Origin of the sequence: Paenibacillus sp. FSL R7-0210 (assembly GCF_038009085.1) — a bacterium.
Taxonomy (GTDB): Bacteria; Bacillota; Bacilli; order Paenibacillales; family Paenibacillaceae; genus Paenibacillus_AQ; species Paenibacillus_AQ silagei.
Genome location: NZ_JBBPAR010000001.1, coordinates 5515285 through 5534835, shown reverse-complemented (window position 1 = coordinate 5534835; position 19551 = coordinate 5515285). Strand labels below are relative to the sequence as shown.

Below are 19551 nucleotides of genomic sequence, written 5' to 3'. Positions count from 1 at the left end.
CAGGGAACAGGAGAGGGGAATACATATGCTTCAAGTTAAATATAACCGGGAAGAAATCTTAAGTGTAATCGATAAAGTGGCAAGGAAGACACTGGCGATGGATTTAACGTGGGAGTGGCCTTGCGGCGTTGCCTATTATGGGGTGTCCAGAGCCTACCAGACCACGGGAAACCAGGAGTATCTGAACCAGCTGGTGAAGTGGGTAGATGAATATATTGAGCTGGGGCTGCCAGACTGGACGGTTAACACCTGTGCCATGGGCCATATGCTGATCACGTTGTACGAAGAGACCGGGGACCAGAAGTACTGGGATATTGTCATGAGTAAAATCGGCTATATCCGGGGGAGCGCGCTGCGGTTCGGGGATCAGGTGCTGCAGCATACGGTCTCGGTGTCCAATGACTTCCCGGAGCAGGCTTGGGCGGATACGCTGTTCATGGCGGCGTTCTTCCTGCTGCGTGTGGGCAGCAAGCTGGAGGATCAGGAGCTGATCCAGGACGCGCTTAACCAGTATTACTGGCACATCAAATATTTACAGGACCCCAGCACCGGTCTCTGGTTCCACGGCTATAACCATGTGAAGCAGGACCATATGTCCGGGCTGTACTGGGGCCGGGCGAACGCCTGGGGAGCCTATACGATGTCGCAGGTGAAGCCGCTGCTTAAGGAGTGGTACCTGTACCCGCAGTGTATGGATGTGGAGTGCTCGCTCCGGGATCAGCTGGCGGCGCTGAAGCTGGTGCAGACGGAGAACGGCCTGTGGCGCACGCTGCTGGACGATGAGGAGTCCTATGAAGAGGTATCAGCATCCTGCGGGATCGCTGCGGCCATGGTGAATAACGGCAATCCGCTGCATACCAAATATGTGCAAAAGGCCCTGAAGGGCATTCTGGAGAACATCACTGAAGACGGACGTGTATTGAACGTATCGGGCGGCACCGCCGTCATGAAGGACCGTGAAGGGTACCGCCATATTCCCAAGGACTGGACTCAGGGCTGGGGCCAGGGCCTCGCGCTTGCGTTCCTGTCGGATCTGCTGAAATAGGAGGAATTCCCGTTGCCGAAATTATCTACAGGCTCCACAGGAGCTTTTACCCTGCCGGGGGAAGCCGGTTATGAAGCACTGACGCTGAAGCTTGCCGAACGCTGGGGGGCCGATGTCATTCGTGACAGTGACGGTACGCAGTTGTCAGAAGAGATTATTAATGCCGGGTACGGCATCTATTCGACCCTGTGCATCATCCGCGACCATAACGGCTGGGCGGCGAGGAACCCAGACAAGCTGCAGCAGACCTTCCTGATTACGAGTCCGAAGGTGGCTGTGCAGAATTACGTATCCATCTATCTGCTGGAGGATTTCTTCGCAGAGCAATTCAGGGTGAATGATTCCCGTGAGGCATTCAAGTACTGGCAGGTGTACGACCGGACAACCGGGAAGGAGGTGCCGGGGGAGCAGTGGAATTACGACCGGGAGTCCGGCAATGTGGTGCTAACCGGCATTACGCCTTGGCATAAATATACCGTCAGCTTCATGGCCTACCGGATCTGGGAAGAGATCTCCATGTACAACTGGGACAAAGAGCATCTGATGCAGATCGATCCGATGTATAAGGGGACCCGGCAGTACCTGCTGGACTGGATGGAGGACTGGTGCCGGGAGCATCAGGCGACGACAGTGGTCCGGTTCACCTCCCTGTTCTATAATTTCGCCTGGATCTGGGGCAGCAGCGGGAAGAACCGCCATCTGTTCTCGGACTGGGGGTCCTACGACTTCACGGTGAGTGCGCGGGGCCTGGATCTGTTCGCGGAGCAATACGGCTATTCGCTGACCGCAGAGGATTTCGTGAACGGCGGCAAATACCGTGTCAGCCATATTCCGGCAGAGCAACGTAAGCTCGACTATATGGCTTTTATCAATGATTTCGTCATCAGGTTCGGCAAGCAGTTAATTGACATTGTCCATCAGCACGGCAAGCTGGCATATGTGTTCTACGATGACAGCTGGGTGGGCGCTGAGCCCTACAATGACCGCTTCGGGGAGTTCGGCTTCGACGGGATGATCAAATGCGTGTTCTCGGGCTATGAAGCCCGACTCTGCTCAGGGGTGAAGGTAGACACGCATGAGATCCGGCTGCATCCGTATCTGTTCCCGGTTGGCCTGGGCGGCGCACCCACCTTCATGGAAGGGGGCAATCCCACACTCGATGCGAAGCAATACTGGATTAACATCCGGCGCGCCCTCCTGCGTGAGCCGGTCGACCGGATCGGCCTGGGCGGCTATCTGCATCTGGTCGAGCCTTACCCGGATTTCTGTGCGTATATGGAGAAGATTGCGGATGAATTCAGGGAGATCAAGGAGCTGCACCGGCAGGGGCAGCCTTATCACATCAAGACTAAGGTAGCTGTTCTGCACTCGTGGGGCAAGCTGCGGTCATGGACCCTGTCGGGCCACTTCCATGAGACGTATATGCATGACCTGATTCATATCAATGAGGCCTTGTCCGGCTTGCCGGTGGAGGTGCGCTTCATCGACTTCGGGGATGTCCGCCAGGGTGCCCTTCAGGATGTGGATGTGGTGATCAATGCAGGCAGCGCCGGTTCAGCGTGGAGCGGCGGGGACCACTGGAAGGACAGCCAGGTAGTGGACGCTTTGACGGAATGGGTATATAAGGGCGGTGCGCTCATTGGAGTGAATCAGCCTTCCGCCGTGGACGGCTATGATCACTACTTCCGGCTGGCGCATGTTCTCGGGGTGGATGAGGACACCGGCGCCAGGGTAGCGCATGGCAAATGGGCTTATGAGGCTCAGCCGGTTCAGGGGCTGGTGCCGGATGGCGTCAGCATCCGACCGAAGGACAATGTCTATCTGACCGGCGGGGCTGCTATGGTGGTCCGTGAGGCAGAGGGCAAGCTGGCCTTGACGGTGAATAGCTTCGGGAGAGGGAAGGGCATCTACCTGCCGTCCTTTACCTTCAGCTGGGAGAATACGCGCCTGCTGCTGAATCTGATCCGCTATGCCGGCAATGAGCTGGAGGAGACCCGCTACCTCCCGGATAATCTCTACACCGAGTGTGCGTATTATCCGCAGAGCAAGCGTCTGGTTGTGATTAACAATAGCGGCCAGCCGCAGCAGACCACCGTCGAGACGGACTATGGCCCGCAGGTTGTGGAGCTGGAAGCTTTTGATACGGTGATTCGGGTGATTGGGAGGAATTGAATCGTTATCATAATTATGATAAAATAGCGCTAAAAGGAGGGGAGTTTAATGCCACAGATTCGGCCCGTATCCGACTTGCGCAACCATTTTGCTGAAATATCCCGGATTGTTCATGAGAATAATGAGCCTGTTTTCTTAACCAAAAATGGTTATGGGGATATGGTAGTGATGAGTATCGAACAATATGAGAATATTCAGCAGAATCAAGAGATTATCATGAAACTTAAAGAAGCCGAGCATGAAGCCGATACCTCTAAGGAGCGCTACAGTCACTCTGAAGTATTTAATAATTTGCGAATGCAGATTCGGAATAAATCAGATCAATAACGCCCTGCCAAGGCGTTTTTTTTATTTAGGGTCCTTAAGTTATTCCATTCATATAGTCTATAGCCAACTGCGATCAGGTGTTATTTGGGCGAATTAGGGGAGGACCCACATGGACAAAAAGTATAAACTGCGTTATCTGAAATTGGCACTGTCCGATTTGCAGGATATTATTGATTATGTGAGCAATGAGCTTACAGCACCGGATGCCGCTAATGATCTATTGGATAAGTTTGATGAAGCCATTGCCAGGTTAGAGTTATTTCCATTCTCAGGTCCTATTGCTCGTAACATGAATGGTTTAAAGGATGAATACCGTTCTCTGGTTGTGGAGAATTACATAGTGTTCTATGTTGTACTAGATGATATTGTTGAGATTAGACGGGTGCTTCACGGGAAGCGCAAATATGAAGATCTGATGTAATATATCATCTGCCGGAGGAATGCCTATGCCAGGGTCCGACCGCTTCAGACAATCGATCGCCTTCATTGAGGAGCATCTTCATGAGGAGATTCCGCTTGAACAAGCTGCGCAGGCCGGATTCACCTCGCTGATGCAGCTGTACCGTGACTTCTATACCTACACCGGACACTCGGTCAAAGAGTACATCCGCAAGCGCAGGCTCTCGGTGGCACTCGGGATGATCAGGAGCTCGCAGCGTCCGCTTGCTGAGATTGCATACGCCTGCGGCTACAGCTCCCAGCAAGCCTTATGCAAGTATGTGAAATCCGCCACAAGATTAACCCCGCTAGCCTATCAAAAAAGTACCGCCTGCTATTTCTTCCCCAGATTCGACAGTGAAGCCGTCCGGCAGGTAACCGTCAGCACAGAGATCCTTCCTGCAACCATACATATGAAATTCTATTCAACCAGGCACGGCGGCATTGAACAGCAAGCGCTGGAATCGCTATACGCTCTTCTCCCAGCCTACCAGGGCAGACTCTTCGGGAGAGACGGGCAGCCGCAGGGCGGCCTGTTCTGTTATGAGCTTGCGGTGGATCATGATCCAGCCTTGATGCACAGCTTAACCGGAAGTATCTTCCGGGAGCTGGAGGTTGTCCCGGAACGCAGCTTAACCTGTGCCAAGTTGGCGGTCCGAAGCGATGAGGCTGAGATCGGACTGGCCTGGGACTATCTGGTTCTGAAGTGGCTGAGGACCAGCATGTTCGAGCAGGATGAGGAGTGCTATGGGGAAGAGTATATCCGCAAGGGCTGCGAGGTGAAGAAGCTGATTCTGTATGTGCCGGTCAGGAAGCGGACGGATTATGACAAGATCAGTATGAGCTGGAGTGAAGGTCTTGAATTTCTGGCTGCGTCCAGGGAAGGGGAGCAGGCGGAAGAGGCGGCAGCAGCAGCCGTGATGAATTATTGCTCAAGGTATCATCCTGAGGTACTAAGAACGGCAAGCATGTTCTGCGTCATCCAGCACGGCCGCCGCTATACCTGCGGAGTCCGGCTGGAACGGGGGCAAGCGATAGCGCTGGCCGAAGATAGCGGCCTTCAGATTCTGCAGGCTCCCGCCGGCAGGTATGCGGTGCTTGAGAGCAGCAGCTATGGGGACCGGGGAATGTTTATCGCGCTTTTGGAGCGCTGGGTACGGGAGAACGGGTGGAGCAGGGAGGGGGCGCTTGCGTTTACGACCTATGAGACAGTAGCCCCGGGCCGGCCGGATGCCATAAATATGAGCGTGTGGATGAAGCTGAAAGATGTTAAGAAGTGATAATATTTACGAACCGCGAGCGACTATACTTGAGCTTAACCAGGAGAGGAGCTGACCTATGAATCTGAGCAAGCAAGCACTGCCGCAGCAAGCAGCTGAAGGCTATAGTCCCCGTGTGAAGCCGGTAATCCTGAGAATGGTGGAGGAGCTGAAGCAGATGGAGATGTTAAGTGAGGTTCATGTAGAGCAGGTTACGGAGCTGTGCAGCATTGTGGACAGGCCGGAAATGAAGGTTGTGGGGATTGCGCTGCCGATATCGTATGAGAGCCGGGGCTATGGCGGGTATTATGATTCCGGGCAGGCGGGCGGTACGATTAATGATTACTTTTATACGAAAAAGCTGGCGGCAGAAGGAGAGATTGCACTGCTCTCCAGTCTGATAGAGCACCAAATTAAGGGCCGGGAGATCGTCACAGTACGCACCGAGGTTCAGGGGGATGGCAACTACAAAGTGATTGTGGGCATGGAGGTGAGCAGCTTCGATGGCCTTCCTGACAGTGTAGAGAAGGTGACTGTGCCTGGGGGCATCTATCTGCATATTACCCAGCTTGAGGTGAACGGCGATAATCCGGGAATCCCGTACGATGCCGCATTCAATCATCTGGAGGAGCTGTACCTGAGCGCCCACCCTGAGTATACGCGCGACTGGAGCAGGCATGTGATTGCCCGATTCCGCCAGGCGAACTGTGCCTCTGTCTTCGTACCGCTTGCTGCTGAATAACTTGGCCGGGGTCCGACAGGGGAGATAATATGATAGTATAGAGGTACATTTATTTTCCCGTAGGGGTAGAAAAGAGCGTATCATGAGAATCATCATTTCACCTGCCAAAAAGATGAAGACGGACACGGATTTCCTGGAATCCCGCCAGGCTCCGCAGTTCTTAAACGAGTCACAGACGCTCCTGGCCCTGCTTCGTAAGCTCAGTTACGCAGAAGCCAAGGCGCTGTGGAAATGCAATGATGCTATTGCTGCGCTGAATATGCAGCGGATTGAAGAGATGGATCTAACCCGGAATCTGACCCCGGCGATCTTCGCCTATGAGGGCATCCAGTACCAGTACATGGCGCCGGGGGTTTTTCAGACGGAGGAGCTGGACTATCTGCAGCAGCATTTACGGATACTGTCCGGGTTCTATGGCATCGTCCGGCCGTTCGACGGGGTGGTCCCTTACAGGCTGGAGATGCAGGCCAAGCTGGGCGGGCCGGGCTTCAGTACCCTCTATGAGTTCTGGAACAGAAGATTAGCGGACCAGCTGTTCGCAGAGACTGACACGATTGTGAATCTGGCCTCCAAGGAATACAGCAAATGCATCTCTCCGTACTTGGGCAGCCATGTCCGGATGGTTAGCGTTGTATTCGGTCAGGAGATCGGCGGCAAGGTGGTGGAGCGGGCGACGCTGGTCAAGATGGCCAGGGGCGAGATGGTCCGGTTCATGGCGGAGCAGCAGATCACCAGCGTCGAGGAGATTCAGGGCTTCAACGGGTTTGATTTCCGGTATGAAGCGGCCTCGTCGGACGAGAACACGTATGTGTTCGTTCAGGCGAAGCAAGACAAAGAGTAGACTGATAGAGTGAGCAGTATAGAGGGTAATCTTGAAGATGGTGGAAGCACCGGATTCGGGGTTACCCTTTTGTTTTGAAATATAATTTATACGTTTCACTCAATAACTTATCCTTATATTTCTCGCTGAAACGTTACCGTCCTTCAAAAGGACGGCAAAGCCGTTTCCACTTGTTGCGGGCGGAAGCTCGCTTTTTGTAAAATAAGGAAGAGGTTAGAACAGATTCAAGAGGAGGACTTATGACTAAGAGACGAGACCCTTTGAATAAAGAGCGCTTACTGGGGGAGCTGGATGCTCAGGGGTATTCCGATAGAATCAAAGCAATCACAAGACTAGGGCGCGATCACCTGGGGTCCCCGGAATACTCACAGTTACTTACCGCCCTACTTGAGGGCGGGGCTTACGAGGCGCGTCTGGCTCTGATGGGGGCGATCGCGACAATGGATGCGCCAGTGATTCTGGCGGGGCTGAAGCACCCCATGGCCAGTATCCGTAATATGGCTGCGGGCCTGCTGCCCAAAGCCGCTTCAGCCGAAGAGATTGAACGCGAGCTTCCGCAGCTGTCACAGGATTGCCGCCGCAAGCTGCTGCGTACGGTAGCCCTGATCAACCGCCAGGAGCTGGCGGAACGGCTATTGCCAGTGGTACAGGCCCGGTGGGGCCTGGTGGAGGCAGCGATTGTGCTGCAGGCCTGCTCTGCGGCAACCGTCCGCGCGCGGCTTCCTGAGCTGGGGTACGCCATTAAGGATTGGAAAAAGCTGGCCAGCCGCCACCTGGAGGTGGTCGCGGAGTATTTCACCAGAGAGCTGGAAGCAGCTCCGCTTAGGGCCAAGGGGACGGTCTGGTCAAGGTTCTCCTCCGCGCTGGAGCATCTATGCAATCACAAGCCTGACCTGGTGCTGGCTTATGCGATGAACCATGGACCGGCAGACATGCTGCCGCCTGCGCTTAAGGCGAATCTCGGCACACTGATGCGCCTGAGACCAGGCGCGGTGTATGAGCTGCTGATGCGGACGCAGACGCGTGGTGAGCTTATGGCTTATGGTGTGCCTGAAGCTGTGCTCAAGCGGGCGAAGCTCCTCTCCAGGGACCAGTGGTCGCAGCTTGCCAAGCTGCTGGCGGACGAGCCCTACCATGTAACGCGGCTGCTGGAGCATCTTGCGCCTGCTAAGCGCCAGGAGATTTTTGATGCTGCGTATGAGGAGGAGAAGCGCCGGGAGCGGGTTTTTCCGGAGAGGCTGCTGTATGTATTGCCGCATGGACTGCGTGATCGGGAAGCCGCCCGGATGCTGGGCCTGCGTGAGATCAGGGAGAACCGGGAGAGCACCCTGCGCATCACCGCCGCCCGCCCGATTCTTCAGGTCAGAGAGCAGCTGGAGCAGGCAACCCGGGTATCGAATGCAGATGAGCGCGCAACGGCGCTGATGCAGCTAATCCGCAGCACGGTTCTTGCAAGGCAGGGAATGGATGCCACACTGCTGACCTTAGGCCGCATCCATAATGATCAGGACCCTGTGCGGAGCGCGGTGTTCAAGGAGCTGTCGGAGAGTCCGGCGTCTGTGTACGAGGCTGCTCATGTCCCTGCGCTTACTGTGCTGGTGGACAGTGTGATTGATGCCAGAGACACCTCCTACGGTACTAGGTACTCTGTGCAGCAATTGGCCTTCTCGATTCTGCGCCATCAGGCGGCAGAGCCGGGCGGGGAGCTGTTCAAGTTCGCGCTGAACACGCTCCAGAAGCTGGCGAAGCAGGACGGGCAGCTCTCTTTGCCGCCCCTTGCGAAGAATATGCCGCGGGGCGTGGAAGAGATCATCTTTGACAGTATCTATTCCTACGCCGCACAGGCGGGGAAGCGTGAGAATTACAACCTGGTGCTGAGCCTGGCAACTTCATTTGGTAAAAGAGGCTATGGCATCGTCAAGCTACAGCAGCTCTTACGGGAAGCCACCCGGGCCAAAACCGAGGGAACCGCGATCCGGGCAACCCGGCTCTGGCTGGAGCCGCTGCAGACGCGCGATGAACGGGTGAAGGAGCTGCTGGATGCAGATCCATCGTATATTACCATCTACGAGGTGTTCCGGCATCTGCATCTGAAGCGCCAGGAATGGCTGGACCCTTACCTGTCGGGCGCTGCGATCAAGGGCAAGTTCCTCTCAGGCAAAACGGTATATCCTGTTCCGGCTGCGGACGGGTTTCACCGCTGGCTGCCGCGCCAGCAGGAGGCGTATAGTGCCCTGTTAAGCACAATCGCCTTCGGTCCCAAGTACAGCCTGTTTGAGCGTTCCAGAGCGATCAGAATTATGGCAAGTATGCCGGAGGGGAACCCGAAGCTGCTGTATGAGCTGGTACAGGACAAAGAGGTGGCGGTAGCGGAGGCAGCGCTTCATGCCTTGTCCCTGCTGGAGGAGCCGGAGAAATCCCTGCCTGTGCTGCTGGAGCATCTGGATGGTGATCGGGCCCGAGTAGCGATGTACTCCATCCCAAGATGCATCCGCCGGGTAAGTCCGCAGCAGCTGTCTCAGGCTCTGAAGGCGCTGCTGAGCCGGGAGAAGCTGAAGATCACCGTCCGCAAGGAAGCCATCCGCCTGCTTGGTGCGTATAGAAGTGAGGACAGTCTTTCGCTGCTGTTGAATGAATTCGCGAAGCCTGCTGTGCATAAGGATGTGGTGATTGCTGTAGGGCATGCTGCCAGAGGGCTGCTGGACGATGAACGGAGCTGGGAGGTGCTGCGCGCCATCGCGGCTTCTCCAGAGCGTGATATCGCAGTGAGCTTGTTGTCCCGACAGCCTGATGCACTTCCGCTTGCCTACAGACCGCGCTATCTGGACTTAATCATAGCCATTGCCGATCACCCGGATGTATCTGTCAGCAGCCAGGCTTATAGTTCCATGAAGTGGTGGACAAGCGGTTATGAAGGTACCGTTGCGGCGGCTGCGGCTCAGGCGGTTGCGGGTCTGAAGGACAGCTCCAGCTGGGAGTTCGCGTTGATGACACTGATTGAAGCCGCCCGGGACGGCAAAGTGAATGCGGTTGTGGCCGGGATCTGCCGGCAGCTGGCGGCAACGCCCATGACACAGGAATGGAATGCAGCGGCAGACAGAGATCTGCCCCACCGGCAACGCTTGCAGGTGCTCATCAACCAGCTTACAGGTCTGCCCAAGAGTACAAGGGTGCAGCTTAGCCCCTTGTATCTGGAGATGATCGATATTCTGGCTGCCGATGAGACTCTGCTGGGCCTGATTCTGAAATTATATATTGCCGTGATTGATTGGAATAACACAGAGGAAGCGGCCGGGTACCTGAAACGGATGGCTCAGAGCATATCTGCTCAGCCATTGTTATTAAGCGAGGTGTACAGCGGAGTGACCGGCACTCTGGAGCAAAGCGCCGGATATTGGACGCCGGAGGCGCTGCTGGAACTGGTAGATGTGCTGCGGGGTGAGCCGCACTACGAATCCATGTACCTCGCACTCCCGCTGCTTGCAGCAGCGGGCCATGCGCTGCACTGGAGCCCGGAAGCCGCTGAACGGCTGCGGTGGTACAGGAATTGCAGCCATGCGGCAGTCCGCACACAGGCGCTGAATATTTGGACGGCGGGGGAATCCCGGCTGTTCATGCTATAACCGCATATGCAGGATGGGCCAAGGCTTGCCTTGCTCATCCTGTTCGGAGCGGGCGTAGACCCGGAAGCCTAAATGTTCATAGAATCCGGTAGCCTGGGGATTGTCTTCATTCACATCGACGGAATGCACGTTCAAGTGGTGTATGGCATAGTCCACCAGGCTTTTGCCGATACCCATTCCCCGGACTGCCGGATCTACGAACAGCATTTCAATCTTCTGATCCTGAATCCCGATGAAGCCGAGGGGATGCCCCTCCGGTTGGGTATGCGTAATCAGATGCTGGATCTCTGCAATCCCTTGCAGAACCAAGGGACGCAGGTCTTCAATATCCTGCAGGGTGAGGAACAGGTGCGTAGCCCGCACAGAGTTCTCCCAGATGACTAGCAGTTCTTGGGAGAGTGTCTGGTTTCGATTTTGGTCTGTAAGGTTCTGTATCTGGTTCGGGTTCATAGCGTTAGCGTTCTCCTTAATCCATTTTTTTAAAATATAGAACTTATATGTTGCACACGATAACTTATCCTTCTATTTGTCGCTGAAACGGTACCGTCCTTTAAAAGGACGGCAAAGCCGCTTCCACTTGGATTATAGCATTAAGAATAAATAAGAATCGAGATGAAGCGATATGATGACCCGTCAGCGGCTGATCCGGAATGGCGGAATGGCGTTTATTTGTTCCGGCCTGGCAACAATCACGGCAGCCCTCGGGCTTCTGACCGGCGTGTTGGATCTAATCGGCTCCTATCCATGGTTACTTGGTGAGGGAATGATCCTGATCTCCCAGTTGCTGTTCGCCGGGTGGTTCGTCATACTTGGCGTTAACATACGAATACTTGCGAAAAGAGGGGCGAATTAAGGCCATCGTCCCAAAAGATTAATGACGGGACTTCCAATTCTTGATACAATAAAACCACATACGTGAAATTATTCACAATTAAAACGGCTAATGATTGCTATAACGGGTGTGATTGCATATTATATGTATAAAATTATAAAGTACATTTGTAAAAGTGAGGGGGATTCGAATGGCGACACATCGCTTGAACAGTATGGAAGTTAAAAAGATGAACCGGAACGCCATTTACCGGTACCTGTATCACCGTGAATCCACTTCCATTCAGGAGATTGCGCAGGCGCTAGGTCTAAGTCTTCCCACCGTGACACAGAATCTCAAGGAGCTGCAGGAACGCGGGCTGATTGAGGAGACCGGGCTGTATGAATCCACCGGAGGCCGTAAGGCCAAGTCGTTGGCCTGCAACAGGGTGGCGGGTTATGCTGTCGGATTGGATGTTACCCTGAATCATGTGGGAATTGTCGTCATTGACTTGAGCGGCAGGATCATTAAGAATGTCAGGAATCATTATCCATTTGCGAATGAGGAGACTTACTTCCGGGGAGTAGGCAAGCTGGTGGAGGATTTCATAGAGGCTTGTCAGCTGGACCGCAGCCGGATTCTCGGTGTAGGCATTGCGCTGCCCGCGATTCTGTCCGGGGACCGGCAGACAGTGAGCTATGCTACAGTCATAGATTTCAAGGGAGGCAGTGTCCGGCGGTTCGCCGAATACATCCCTTATCCCTGCGTCCTGAGCAATGATGCGAATGCGGCGGGACTCACTGAACTGTGGGGAGAGCAGGACATACACAATGTGGTCTATCTGTCCCTTAACAATAGCGTGGGCGGTGCCATTATAGTAGGTAATCAGATCTATGCAGGCCAGAACCACCGCAGCGGGGAGTTCGGGCATATGACAATTCTGCCTGGAGGCCGGACCTGCTACTGCGGGCAGAAGGGCTGCGTCGATGCCTACTGCTCCGCGAGAATCCTCTCGGACAGCACCGGGGGCAGTATTGTGGAATTCTTCAGGCTCTTGGGAGAGGGCAAGAAGGAGCAGCAGGCCATCTGGCAGGAGTATGTGGGCTATCTGGTCATTACAGTGAATAACCTGCGGATGCTGTACGATTGCGATGTGATTCTCGGCGGCTATGCCGGGGCTTACATGGAGGAATACATCGATGATCTTCAGGCATTAGCAGCGCGTAAAAACACCTTCGAACAGGACGGTTCCTACCTGCGGGTCTGTAAATATAAGCTTGAAGCCACCGCTGTGGGCGCTGCTCTGGAGCTGGTGACGGAGTTTATCGACAGCATCTAGATCCGGGTTGATTTTACCCTGATACAATATCTGCTTTCCCCGCTCCTCCAGAAGAGGGACGTTGCTGCAATCGCGGCACTGTCCTTCTCTGGGGGAGTTTTTGTTGACTTCACTTTAAATCTGACTATAATCTTATTTAAATAGTTTTATAAAAGTATATTATTATACTAAGAGTACCTAATGTCCCTGAGGAGGAGAAACAGATGAAGAACAGAGCTTGTTATATGACAGATCTGAAGCAAATGGAAATGAAGGAAATCGGCATGCCTGTAGCCCAAGCGGGCGAGGTCATTGTGAAGCTGGAGGTTGTCGGCATCTGCGGCTCGGATGTGCATTACCTGGAGCATGGCCGGATCGGCGATTTCGTGGTGAACGGAGATTTCATTCTGGGGCATGAATGCGCCGGAGAAGTGGTGGAGCTTGGCCCTGGCGTGAAGCATCTGAAGGTGGGGGACCGGGTGGCCCTGGAGCCTGGTGTGACCTGCGGACAATGTGAGTTCTGCAAGAGCGGCAAGTATAATTTGTGTCCGGATGTACAGTTCCTGGCTACGCCGCCGTATCATGGCTGTCTGATGGATTATATGGCTTTTCCGGAGAACATGGCCTTCAAGCTGCCGGATAATGTGTCTTCGAAGGAGGGGGCGCTGGTGGAACCGCTGGCGGTGGGACTCCATGCTGCGGCACAGGGCGGCATTAAGCTGGGGGACCGTGTGGTGATTCTGGGAGCGGGCTGCATCGGGCTGGTCACCCTGCTGGCCTGCAAGGCATACGGGGCTACGGAGATTGTAGTGGTGGACATCATTGAGAAGCGGTTGGAGGCGGCGATGAGGCTAGGGGCTACGCAGGTGATTAACGCCAGACAGGAGGACGTGCTGGAGGCGGTTGCGGCATGGACCGACGGCGCGGGCGTGGATAAGGTCATCGAGACGGCAGGCAGCGAGCATACGGTGAAGCAGACCCCTTATCTGGTCAAAAGAGGCGGAACCATCGTCCTGGTCGGCCTGGCTGCCAAGGATATCATCGACTTTGACTTCATGCAGATTATGTTCAAGGAAGCCGACATCAAGTCGGTCTTCCGGTACCGCAACCTGTATCCGGCAGCCATCGGAGCCATCGCGGACGGCAAGATTGACGTCAAGGGCATCGTCACCCACGAATTTGACTTCGAGGAGACGCAGCAAGCGTTCGATTACGTGATCAACAATAAGGAGGATGTGGTCAAGGCGGTTATTCGGATGGGCTAAGAGACTTGTAAGAGCATTTAGGAGAAATTAGGAGTGCCAGTGTAAAGCTGTCCCGTATCGGGGCGGCTTTACACTGGCCTAGGTATTTTTAATATCCGCCCTGTTGGAGAAAAGGGGGGCCGAATGAACCACTTAAGTTGTTACATCATTCACCTTTTAGGGTCATGTTTCGCGCGAGCATCCTAATAATTTCATAATATCAATAAAAATTGGGGGTTAATCTTTAGTTTGCAGAGAGAAATGTAAACGCTTACTAGATATAATCATCTCGAAAGGAGGACAAGTAAATATATGGGATAACCATCAGGATAAGTTATATTCTACGGAGAGAAGCAAGCTGCAAGCAAACACCATTATAATCGGGAGGTATTAATTTACAATGAAAAAGAAACTTCTGACGGTATTAATGACAGCGGCACTGAGCTTCAGTGCGTTCGCAGCGACTGCAGGCGCAACAGATTATTGGCAGAACTGGACCGATGGCGGAGGAACCGTGAATGCGGTGAACGGAAGTGGCGGGAATTACAGTGTGAACTGGTACAATACCGGGAACTTCGTTGTAGGTAAAGGCTGGACCTATGGTTCCCCGAACCGGGTGGTGAATTATAACGCGGGAGTCTTCTCGCCTTCCGGCAACGGCTACCTGACCTTATACGGATGGACCCGGAATGCCCTTATTGAATATTACGTGGTAGACAACTGGGGAACTTACAGACCTACCGGCGATTACAAAGGCACGGTGAACAGTGATGGCGGTACTTATGATATCTATCGTACGATGCGTTACAACGCTCCTTCCATTGACGGAAATGCTACGTTCCCGCAGTACTGGAGTGTAAGACAATCCAAACGGCCTATCGGCAGCAATGTCCAGATTACGTTCAGCAACCACGTGAACGCCTGGCAGAGCAAATCGATGTATCTGGGAAGCAGCTGGTCATATCAGGTACTGGCTACCGAAGGATATCAGAGCAGCGGCAGCTCCAACGTAACCGTGTGGTAATGGACAAGCTGACCGGCACCTTGCCGTTACGGCAGTGGCGTAAGCTCAGTTAACCATTAACAGGCTAAGGCCGGCCGGGTGTACAAGCTGCCGGCCTTATCATTTTCACACACTGAACTGTGCTTAGGTCCTGTACCTTGCCCATCTGCTCAAAGGAGAGGTATTCATGAGAAAACCATTAATGATTCTGATTCTGTACATGGCAATCGCGGTTATAGCCAGTGCCTGCTCGCAGGAGAAGCCTGCCACGGATGAGCGTTTAGTGCGGGTGGAAGGCGGTGCTTTTAAGGATACGAAATCCAATTATTACGGGACAGAGATGATCCTCCCGGACTTCTACATCGGTAAATATGAGGTCACCCAGCAAGAATGGCTGGAAGTGATGAAGAATAACCCCTCGCAGTTCAAAGGAGATAAGCTGCCGGTAGAGAGTGTAACCTGGTATGATGCCGTGGAGTACTGCAATGAGCGGAGTGTGAAGGAAGGCTTGGCTCCCTATTATAATATAGACAAGAACACGGTCGATCCGAATAATACAAGTGACCGGGATTTCATGAAATGGACTGTAACGGTGAATGAAGGGGCGGACGGTTACCGTCTGCCGACAGAAGCCGAGTGGGAATATGCAGCAGGCGGAGGCCGGATGAGCACAAGCAACCCGTATAGCGGAAGCGATAACCCGGAGGAGGTAGCCTGGTACTGGCGGAATTCCGGCGACCAATTCCTGACCGGGGACTGGAACTGGCCTGCGATTGAGAACAACCATAGCCAGCCGAGAAATACCGGCCTCAAGCAGCCCAATGAGCTGGGACTGTACGATATGTCAGGGAATGTAAGGGAATGGTGCTGGAACTGGTACGGAGAAGGGGATTCGAATAGCAAGACCGGCTCGGTCCGGCTGGTGAAGGGCGGCGGCTGGATCGGCGGAGTGAACAACACAGAGGTATCCTTCCGGGGGCAATACGAGCCGAGCAGCCGGGGAAATGACCAGGGGTTTCGTGTGGTTCGGGCTGTAGCTGGCAAGTGATTCAGCCGTACGTATTCAACAACAGGAACAGAATAGTTTAAGCAGCAAGCCTTCGGGAAGCTTTTCCGGCATGAGCGCATCTATGGATGCGGCGGCTGGAGAGGACACGGAGGTTTTTTTATGCTCAGGCAGCATCCTTTCAACTTACATTCAGATTCACTATGTATACTCCGTATATGGATTAAGGCACATGCGAAAGACTCGCCGGACGCTGCCGGTCAGGAGGGTATCATGGTAAAAAGAATCCAGCAAATCGTAACACTCATCCTCGCCTTCTTCATTGGGCTGTTCATCGCTTCATCCTTCTTGTTCCGGGCAAAATATAATTATTCCGTGTATGGAGACCGGGCGGTGCTGGAAGGGCAGCAGCCGCTTGTGTTCCTGCTATGGATTGTAGTTGTTCTGGTACTGGGCTTTGTGCTGTACAGACTCTCCCGGAAGCTTGAAGGGTATAGCCGGGCGAAGGTTATTCCTGCCGTTCTGCTGTTGTCGGTTATCCTGCAGCTCGTGATTATTTTCCTTTTCAGCCGTATGCCTACAGATGATTCACAGACGGTGCTGTCCCTGGCCTGGGCCATGCTCTATGACAAGGACTATTCCTCCTTTCAGTCAGGCGGATACCTGTACATGTTCCCGTTCAATTTCTCCTTCGTGCTGTATCTGAAGACGCTGCTGCTTCTGTTCCCGGACAATTATCTGGTGATCAAAAGCTTCAATATCCTCTTCTCGCTCGTCACCACGCTGGTTATCTATCTGCTCTGCCAAGAGCTTAGCCCTCAAGCCCGCAAAAAAAACTATGGCCTTCTGATTGTGGCTGCGACCTATGTTCCGGCTTTGTTCATGAGCAACTTCATCTATAATGATGGAATTGCCACGGCTCTGCTCACCAGCGCGCTCTATTTCGGAGTCAGGTTCATCCGCAGAAGATCCATGAAGGATATGCTGTTCGCGGCAGTACTGCTGACACTCGGCAACTACTTCCGTAGTATAGGTATGATCTTCCTGATTGCCATTGTTCTCAGTCTGCTCCTCAACCTGCGGGCGATTGGCGTGAAGAAGGTCATTGCTGCCTGTGGCATAACCTTGCTGCTGTGGGTTCTTCCTGCCTGGATTCAGAATACGGCGCTTCAAGCAACAGGTATTGTGGATGAATCGCCGTCCAGTAATTCTGCTCCAGTGTACATGTGGCTGAATATGGGGATTAATCTGGAGACACTAGGGTTCTGGGATGACCGGGAGAGCTATAATATCTACCAACAGGAGGCCGGCTATAATAAGGCGGAGAGTGTAGAATTGTTCAAGGCGTCCATCCGCAGCAAGCTCTCCGGTGCGACCTTAACCGAGCTTGCAGAAATGTATTATAAAAAGCTGATCTGGACCTGGACGGAAGGGACGTATCAGATGGAACGCTACGGGATCGGAAATGAAGCAGCCTCCTCCGGCGGAGGAAGGGGCGGCATGGTGATGGGCCATTACAGCTATTCCACAGCTGCAAGCAGGTTATTTCAAGGCGATTCCGCCTATCGGAGCGGCTTGCTGTGGGCCTTATATGTCCAGAATTTCCTGATGTACGTCTTCATTCTGATCCGGTTAATCCGGGGACTGCGGGCTAAGCGCTTCGCGGAGACCCCGCTCCTTCTGGTGATTCTTGGCTTCATCGGGTTCTACCTGCTCTGGGAGATTAAGTCCCGGTATCTGTACCCTGTGTATCCGCTGCTGCTTGTCTTATCCTACTTGGGTGTTCAAGACTTATATGTATTACTGACTGGGACAAGGAGGTCTAATCATGCGGACTAAGAAATATTACATCACCTTAATGATTAGTATGCTTAGCTGTTCGCTGCTGCTCACTTCCTGCGAAGCAGTCACGGCTCAGAATATTACCAGTGCAGACTTCAATTCCCGGCCCGGCGGGTTCCCCGGCATGAACGGCGGCGGCACCAACTTCAAGGAGGGCAGCAGGGGAATGAACCGGGAAGGCCCCGGCAGGAGGGGGATGCAGGGGCCAGACGGGAGGGCAGACAGCACGGAATGATTGCGAAGAAGTGGACGCTAAGCTGTTGTGCCCCTTTGACATACTGCCACTCTGGCACTATGTCATTCTGCGAGTCCTTCAGGACAATGCTTTTTCCACTTCCGGATCTTTCCCCGGAAGGTCTTGAACGGAGCAGCAGAGTTAATGTGAATCCACCGGGCCATCGGCCAGTTCTCCTTGGTCCCGGTCCACTTACGCGCGCCTTGGATGAACAGCTCCTCCTTTGTTAATATTCCAATCCAGTCCAGCCACTGCTGCTCGGCTTGCCGGAAGAGCTCACGCAGCTCAGACAAAGAATACTCTGCATATTTGCTGTAGAAGGACTGATACAACCCGCCGAGCTGATTCCACTTGTAATCCGCAGCGGGCATGGAGAAGGTCTGTCCCTCCAGCTCACTCCGGTCCCAGCTCCGCACCAGCTCCAGCCAGCCCAGCTGATAAGCGATGATCTCAGCAGGGGTTTTGTCCACCTCGGGAATTCGCGTATCCTTATATGTATTGTTAATTCCGTCATACTCGGCATCCAAGAGCAGGTACAGATTATGGATCGTGTCTATCAGCTCCTGACGGGACGAGTATTCATAGCTTGCCATAACAATCACTCCTTTCCTCTGGTTATACCACAGGGTTGTGACAACAGTCTGTCCAGTTTACAATATTTATACAGTATTGTAACACGAAGGAGACGGAGGATTCAGCGATGAAGGAGCAGTATGGGGAGAGGATCAAGCAGGTTATTGCCTACATAGAAAATCACAGCAGCCAGCCGCTGCGGCTGGATCAGCTGGCGGAGGTCTCCCATTTCTCCAAATATCATTTCACCAGAATATTTACAGCCTTCACGGGCATGACGCCCATGGCCTTCGTAACCAGGAAGCGCATTGAGCGGGCGTGGGCGCTGCTGACTGAGACGAACCTGACCATTCTGGAAATCTCGGGGAATTGCGGGTTCGAATCCGTATCTGCGCTGGGCGTTCATTTCAAACGGCATTTCGGCTGTACGCCCAGCAGTGTCAGGAATAGCGGGCAGAAACATAGCAATTTCCCGTCAGTCCTCAGCAATAAGCAGGCAGAGCCGGCAGCCCTGGCAGATTACAATGTAGCAGAAGGTAATCCGCTGTTAAGGAGGGCATGGGACAGTATGGTAGAAATTCGAGAAATTGCAGAAGTTGAGGTCGCTTATGTCAGGCATATTGGAAGGTATCTGGACACATATCACGCATGGGACAAGCTAAGCCGCTGGGCAACTCAGCAAGGGTTCCATCCGGCGAATCAGCAGTTCATCGGAATCTCGCTGGACGACGGGGAATTTACGGAAGAGTCTGCCTGCCGCTATGATGCTTGTGTTACACTCCCGGAGGGATTCGAACGGGAAGCCCCCCGGAAGGAGGTAGAATACAAGACTCTATCCGGCGGGCTGTATGCGGTGTATTCCTACTATGATACGGTAGATAGATTTGTCCTTGCGTACGATACTATGTTCAGCGTATGGTTACCTCGCAGCGGCTATGAAGCCGATGACCGGCCATGTCTGGAATTCTGTCTGAATGATCCTGCGCAGGACCCGCAGGGCAAGTGCATGGTTGATTTGTACGTCCCCATTAGGCCAAGCGCTTAAGGATCAGAGAAGGGAGTGCCCCGGGTG

18 protein-coding genes are annotated in these 19551 nt (G+C 53.7%); 16 read left to right on the top strand and 2 right to left on the bottom strand.

The window, feature by feature from the left end:
• The first annotated feature begins 25 nt into the window (after window positions 1-25).
• From MKY64_RS23405 to MKY64_RS23370, 8 genes are all read left to right on the top strand, one after another.
• Window positions 26-1045, top strand: coding sequence for a glycoside hydrolase family 88/105 protein (locus tag MKY64_RS23405; protein WP_340956056.1), 1020 nt, complete (start codon window positions 26-28; stop codon window positions 1043-1045).
• 12 nt (window positions 1046-1057) lie between these two features.
• Window positions 1058-3217 (top strand): 1,3-beta-galactosyl-N-acetylhexosamine phosphorylase, encoded by a 2160-nt coding sequence (gene gnpA / locus MKY64_RS23400; protein ID WP_340956055.1) that lies wholly within the window; start codon window positions 1058-1060, stop codon window positions 3215-3217.
• A 48-nt stretch (window positions 3218-3265) separates the two neighbouring features.
• Entirely contained in the window at window positions 3266-3544 is a 279-nt protein-coding gene (locus tag MKY64_RS23395; RefSeq protein ID WP_209875301.1) for a type II toxin-antitoxin system Phd/YefM family antitoxin, read from the top strand.
• A 109-nt stretch (window positions 3545-3653) separates the two neighbouring features.
• Window positions 3654-3965 (top strand): type II toxin-antitoxin system RelE/ParE family toxin, encoded by a 312-nt coding sequence (locus tag MKY64_RS23390; protein ID WP_340956051.1) that lies wholly within the window; start codon window positions 3654-3656, stop codon window positions 3963-3965.
• 25 nt (window positions 3966-3990) lie between these two features.
• The gene (locus MKY64_RS23385) at window positions 3991-5262 is read left to right on the top strand and encodes an AraC family transcriptional regulator (RefSeq protein ID WP_340956049.1); all 1272 of its coding nucleotides are present in this window, start codon (window positions 3991-3993) and stop codon (window positions 5260-5262) included.
• 58 nt (window positions 5263-5320) lie between these two features.
• Window positions 5321-5983, top strand: coding sequence for a GyrI-like domain-containing protein (locus MKY64_RS23380; protein WP_340956047.1), 663 nt, complete (start codon window positions 5321-5323; stop codon window positions 5981-5983).
• Between the two features lie 82 nt (window positions 5984-6065).
• Complete coding sequence (gene yaaA, locus MKY64_RS23375) at window positions 6066-6824, top strand: peroxide stress protein YaaA (protein WP_340956046.1); 759 nt, start codon at window positions 6066-6068, stop codon at window positions 6822-6824.
• Between the two features lie 239 nt (window positions 6825-7063).
• Window positions 7064-10447 carry a HEAT repeat domain-containing protein gene (locus tag MKY64_RS23370; protein ID WP_340956045.1) on the top strand — a complete coding sequence of 1128 codons (3384 nt, stop codon included), beginning with the start codon at window positions 7064-7066 and terminating at the stop codon, window positions 10445-10447.
• Here the strand turns inward: MKY64_RS23370 and MKY64_RS23365 are convergent.
• The gene (locus tag MKY64_RS23365; protein WP_340956044.1) at window positions 10442-10897 is read right to left on the bottom strand and encodes a GNAT family N-acetyltransferase; all 456 of its coding nucleotides are present in this window, start codon (window positions 10895-10897) and stop codon (window positions 10442-10444) included. The two genes, MKY64_RS23370 and MKY64_RS23365, sit on opposite strands and share 6 nt — an antisense overlap.
• Before the next feature lie 172 nt (window positions 10898-11069).
• Here MKY64_RS23365 and MKY64_RS23360 point away from each other — a divergent pair, with 172 nt between their 5' ends.
• The 7 genes from MKY64_RS23360 (at window position 11070) to MKY64_RS23330 (ending at window position 17906) form a co-directional block, all read left to right on the top strand.
• Window positions 11070-11300 carry a hypothetical protein gene (locus tag MKY64_RS23360; RefSeq protein WP_340956042.1) on the top strand — a complete coding sequence of 77 codons (231 nt, stop codon included), beginning with the start codon at window positions 11070-11072 and terminating at the stop codon, window positions 11298-11300.
• Between the two features lie 169 nt (window positions 11301-11469).
• A complete protein-coding gene (locus MKY64_RS23355) occupies window positions 11470-12597 on the top strand; it encodes an ROK family transcriptional regulator (RefSeq protein ID WP_340956040.1) in 1128 nt (375 codons plus the stop codon).
• Between the two features lie 203 nt (window positions 12598-12800).
• Window positions 12801-13841, top strand: a complete 1041-nt coding sequence (locus tag MKY64_RS23350) for an NAD(P)-dependent alcohol dehydrogenase (RefSeq protein ID WP_340956038.1) — start codon at window positions 12801-12803, stop codon at window positions 13839-13841.
• A gap of 379 nt (window positions 13842-14220) precedes the next feature.
• Window positions 14221-14844, top strand: a complete 624-nt coding sequence (locus tag MKY64_RS23345; RefSeq protein ID WP_036730699.1) for a glycoside hydrolase family 11 protein — start codon at window positions 14221-14223, stop codon at window positions 14842-14844.
• Between the two features lie 166 nt (window positions 14845-15010).
• On the top strand, window positions 15011-15871 hold the full coding sequence (locus MKY64_RS23340) for a formylglycine-generating enzyme family protein (protein WP_340956035.1): 861 nt from the start codon (window positions 15011-15013) through the stop codon (window positions 15869-15871).
• 231 nt (window positions 15872-16102) lie between these two features.
• On the top strand, window positions 16103-17668 hold the full coding sequence (locus MKY64_RS23335) for a glycosyltransferase family 39 protein (RefSeq protein ID WP_340956033.1): 1566 nt from the start codon (window positions 16103-16105) through the stop codon (window positions 17666-17668).
• Window positions 17658-17906, top strand: a complete 249-nt coding sequence (locus MKY64_RS23330) for a hypothetical protein (protein ID WP_340956031.1) — start codon at window positions 17658-17660, stop codon at window positions 17904-17906. Before MKY64_RS23335 ends, MKY64_RS23330 begins: the two co-directional genes overlap by 11 nt.
• Before the next feature lie 62 nt (window positions 17907-17968).
• Here the strand turns inward: MKY64_RS23330 and MKY64_RS23325 are convergent, their stop codons facing one another.
• The gene (locus MKY64_RS23325) at window positions 17969-18499 is read right to left on the bottom strand and encodes a ClbS/DfsB family four-helix bundle protein (RefSeq protein ID WP_340956029.1); all 531 of its coding nucleotides are present in this window, start codon (window positions 18497-18499) and stop codon (window positions 17969-17971) included.
• A 107-nt stretch (window positions 18500-18606) separates the two neighbouring features.
• Between MKY64_RS23325 and MKY64_RS23320 the strand changes: the two genes are divergently transcribed.
• The gene (locus MKY64_RS23320) at window positions 18607-19524 is read left to right on the top strand and encodes an AraC family transcriptional regulator (protein WP_340956026.1); all 918 of its coding nucleotides are present in this window, start codon (window positions 18607-18609) and stop codon (window positions 19522-19524) included.
• Window positions 19525-19551: the final 27 nt, after the last annotated feature.

Excerpts from the sequence above, each read along its gene's own strand:
- MKY64_RS23405 (WP_340956056.1), top strand. The coding sequence starts at position 26 with ATGCTTCAAGTTAAATATAACCGGGAAGAAATCTTAAGTGTAATCGAT.
- MKY64_RS23395 (WP_209875301.1), top strand. The coding sequence starts at position 3,266 with ATGCCACAGATTCGGCCCGTATCCGACTTGCGCAACCATTTTGCTGAA.
- MKY64_RS23390 (WP_340956051.1), top strand. The coding sequence starts at position 3,654 with ATGGACAAAAAGTATAAACTGCGTTATCTGAAATTGGCACTGTCCGAT.
- MKY64_RS23385 (WP_340956049.1), top strand. The coding sequence starts at position 3,991 with ATGCCAGGGTCCGACCGCTTCAGACAATCGATCGCCTTCATTGAGGAG.
- MKY64_RS23380 (WP_340956047.1), top strand. The coding sequence starts at position 5,321 with ATGAATCTGAGCAAGCAAGCACTGCCGCAGCAAGCAGCTGAAGGCTAT.
- yaaA (WP_340956046.1), top strand. The coding sequence starts at position 6,066 with ATGAGAATCATCATTTCACCTGCCAAAAAGATGAAGACGGACACGGAT.
- MKY64_RS23370 (WP_340956045.1), top strand. The coding sequence starts at position 7,064 with ATGACTAAGAGACGAGACCCTTTGAATAAAGAGCGCTTACTGGGGGAG.
- MKY64_RS23365 (WP_340956044.1), bottom strand. The coding sequence starts at position 10,897 with ATGAACCCGAACCAGATACAGAACCTTACAGACCAAAATCGAAACCAG.
- MKY64_RS23360 (WP_340956042.1), top strand. The coding sequence starts at position 11,070 with ATGATGACCCGTCAGCGGCTGATCCGGAATGGCGGAATGGCGTTTATT.
- MKY64_RS23355 (WP_340956040.1), top strand. The coding sequence starts at position 11,470 with ATGGCGACACATCGCTTGAACAGTATGGAAGTTAAAAAGATGAACCGG.
- MKY64_RS23350 (WP_340956038.1), top strand. The coding sequence starts at position 12,801 with ATGAAGAACAGAGCTTGTTATATGACAGATCTGAAGCAAATGGAAATG.
- MKY64_RS23345 (WP_036730699.1), top strand. The coding sequence starts at position 14,221 with ATGAAAAAGAAACTTCTGACGGTATTAATGACAGCGGCACTGAGCTTC.
- MKY64_RS23340 (WP_340956035.1), top strand. The coding sequence starts at position 15,011 with ATGAGAAAACCATTAATGATTCTGATTCTGTACATGGCAATCGCGGTT.
- MKY64_RS23335 (WP_340956033.1), top strand. The coding sequence starts at position 16,103 with ATGGTAAAAAGAATCCAGCAAATCGTAACACTCATCCTCGCCTTCTTC.
- MKY64_RS23330 (WP_340956031.1), top strand. The coding sequence starts at position 17,658 with ATGCGGACTAAGAAATATTACATCACCTTAATGATTAGTATGCTTAGC.
- MKY64_RS23325 (WP_340956029.1), bottom strand. The coding sequence starts at position 18,499 with ATGGCAAGCTATGAATACTCGTCCCGTCAGGAGCTGATAGACACGATC.
- MKY64_RS23320 (WP_340956026.1), top strand. The coding sequence starts at position 18,607 with ATGAAGGAGCAGTATGGGGAGAGGATCAAGCAGGTTATTGCCTACATA.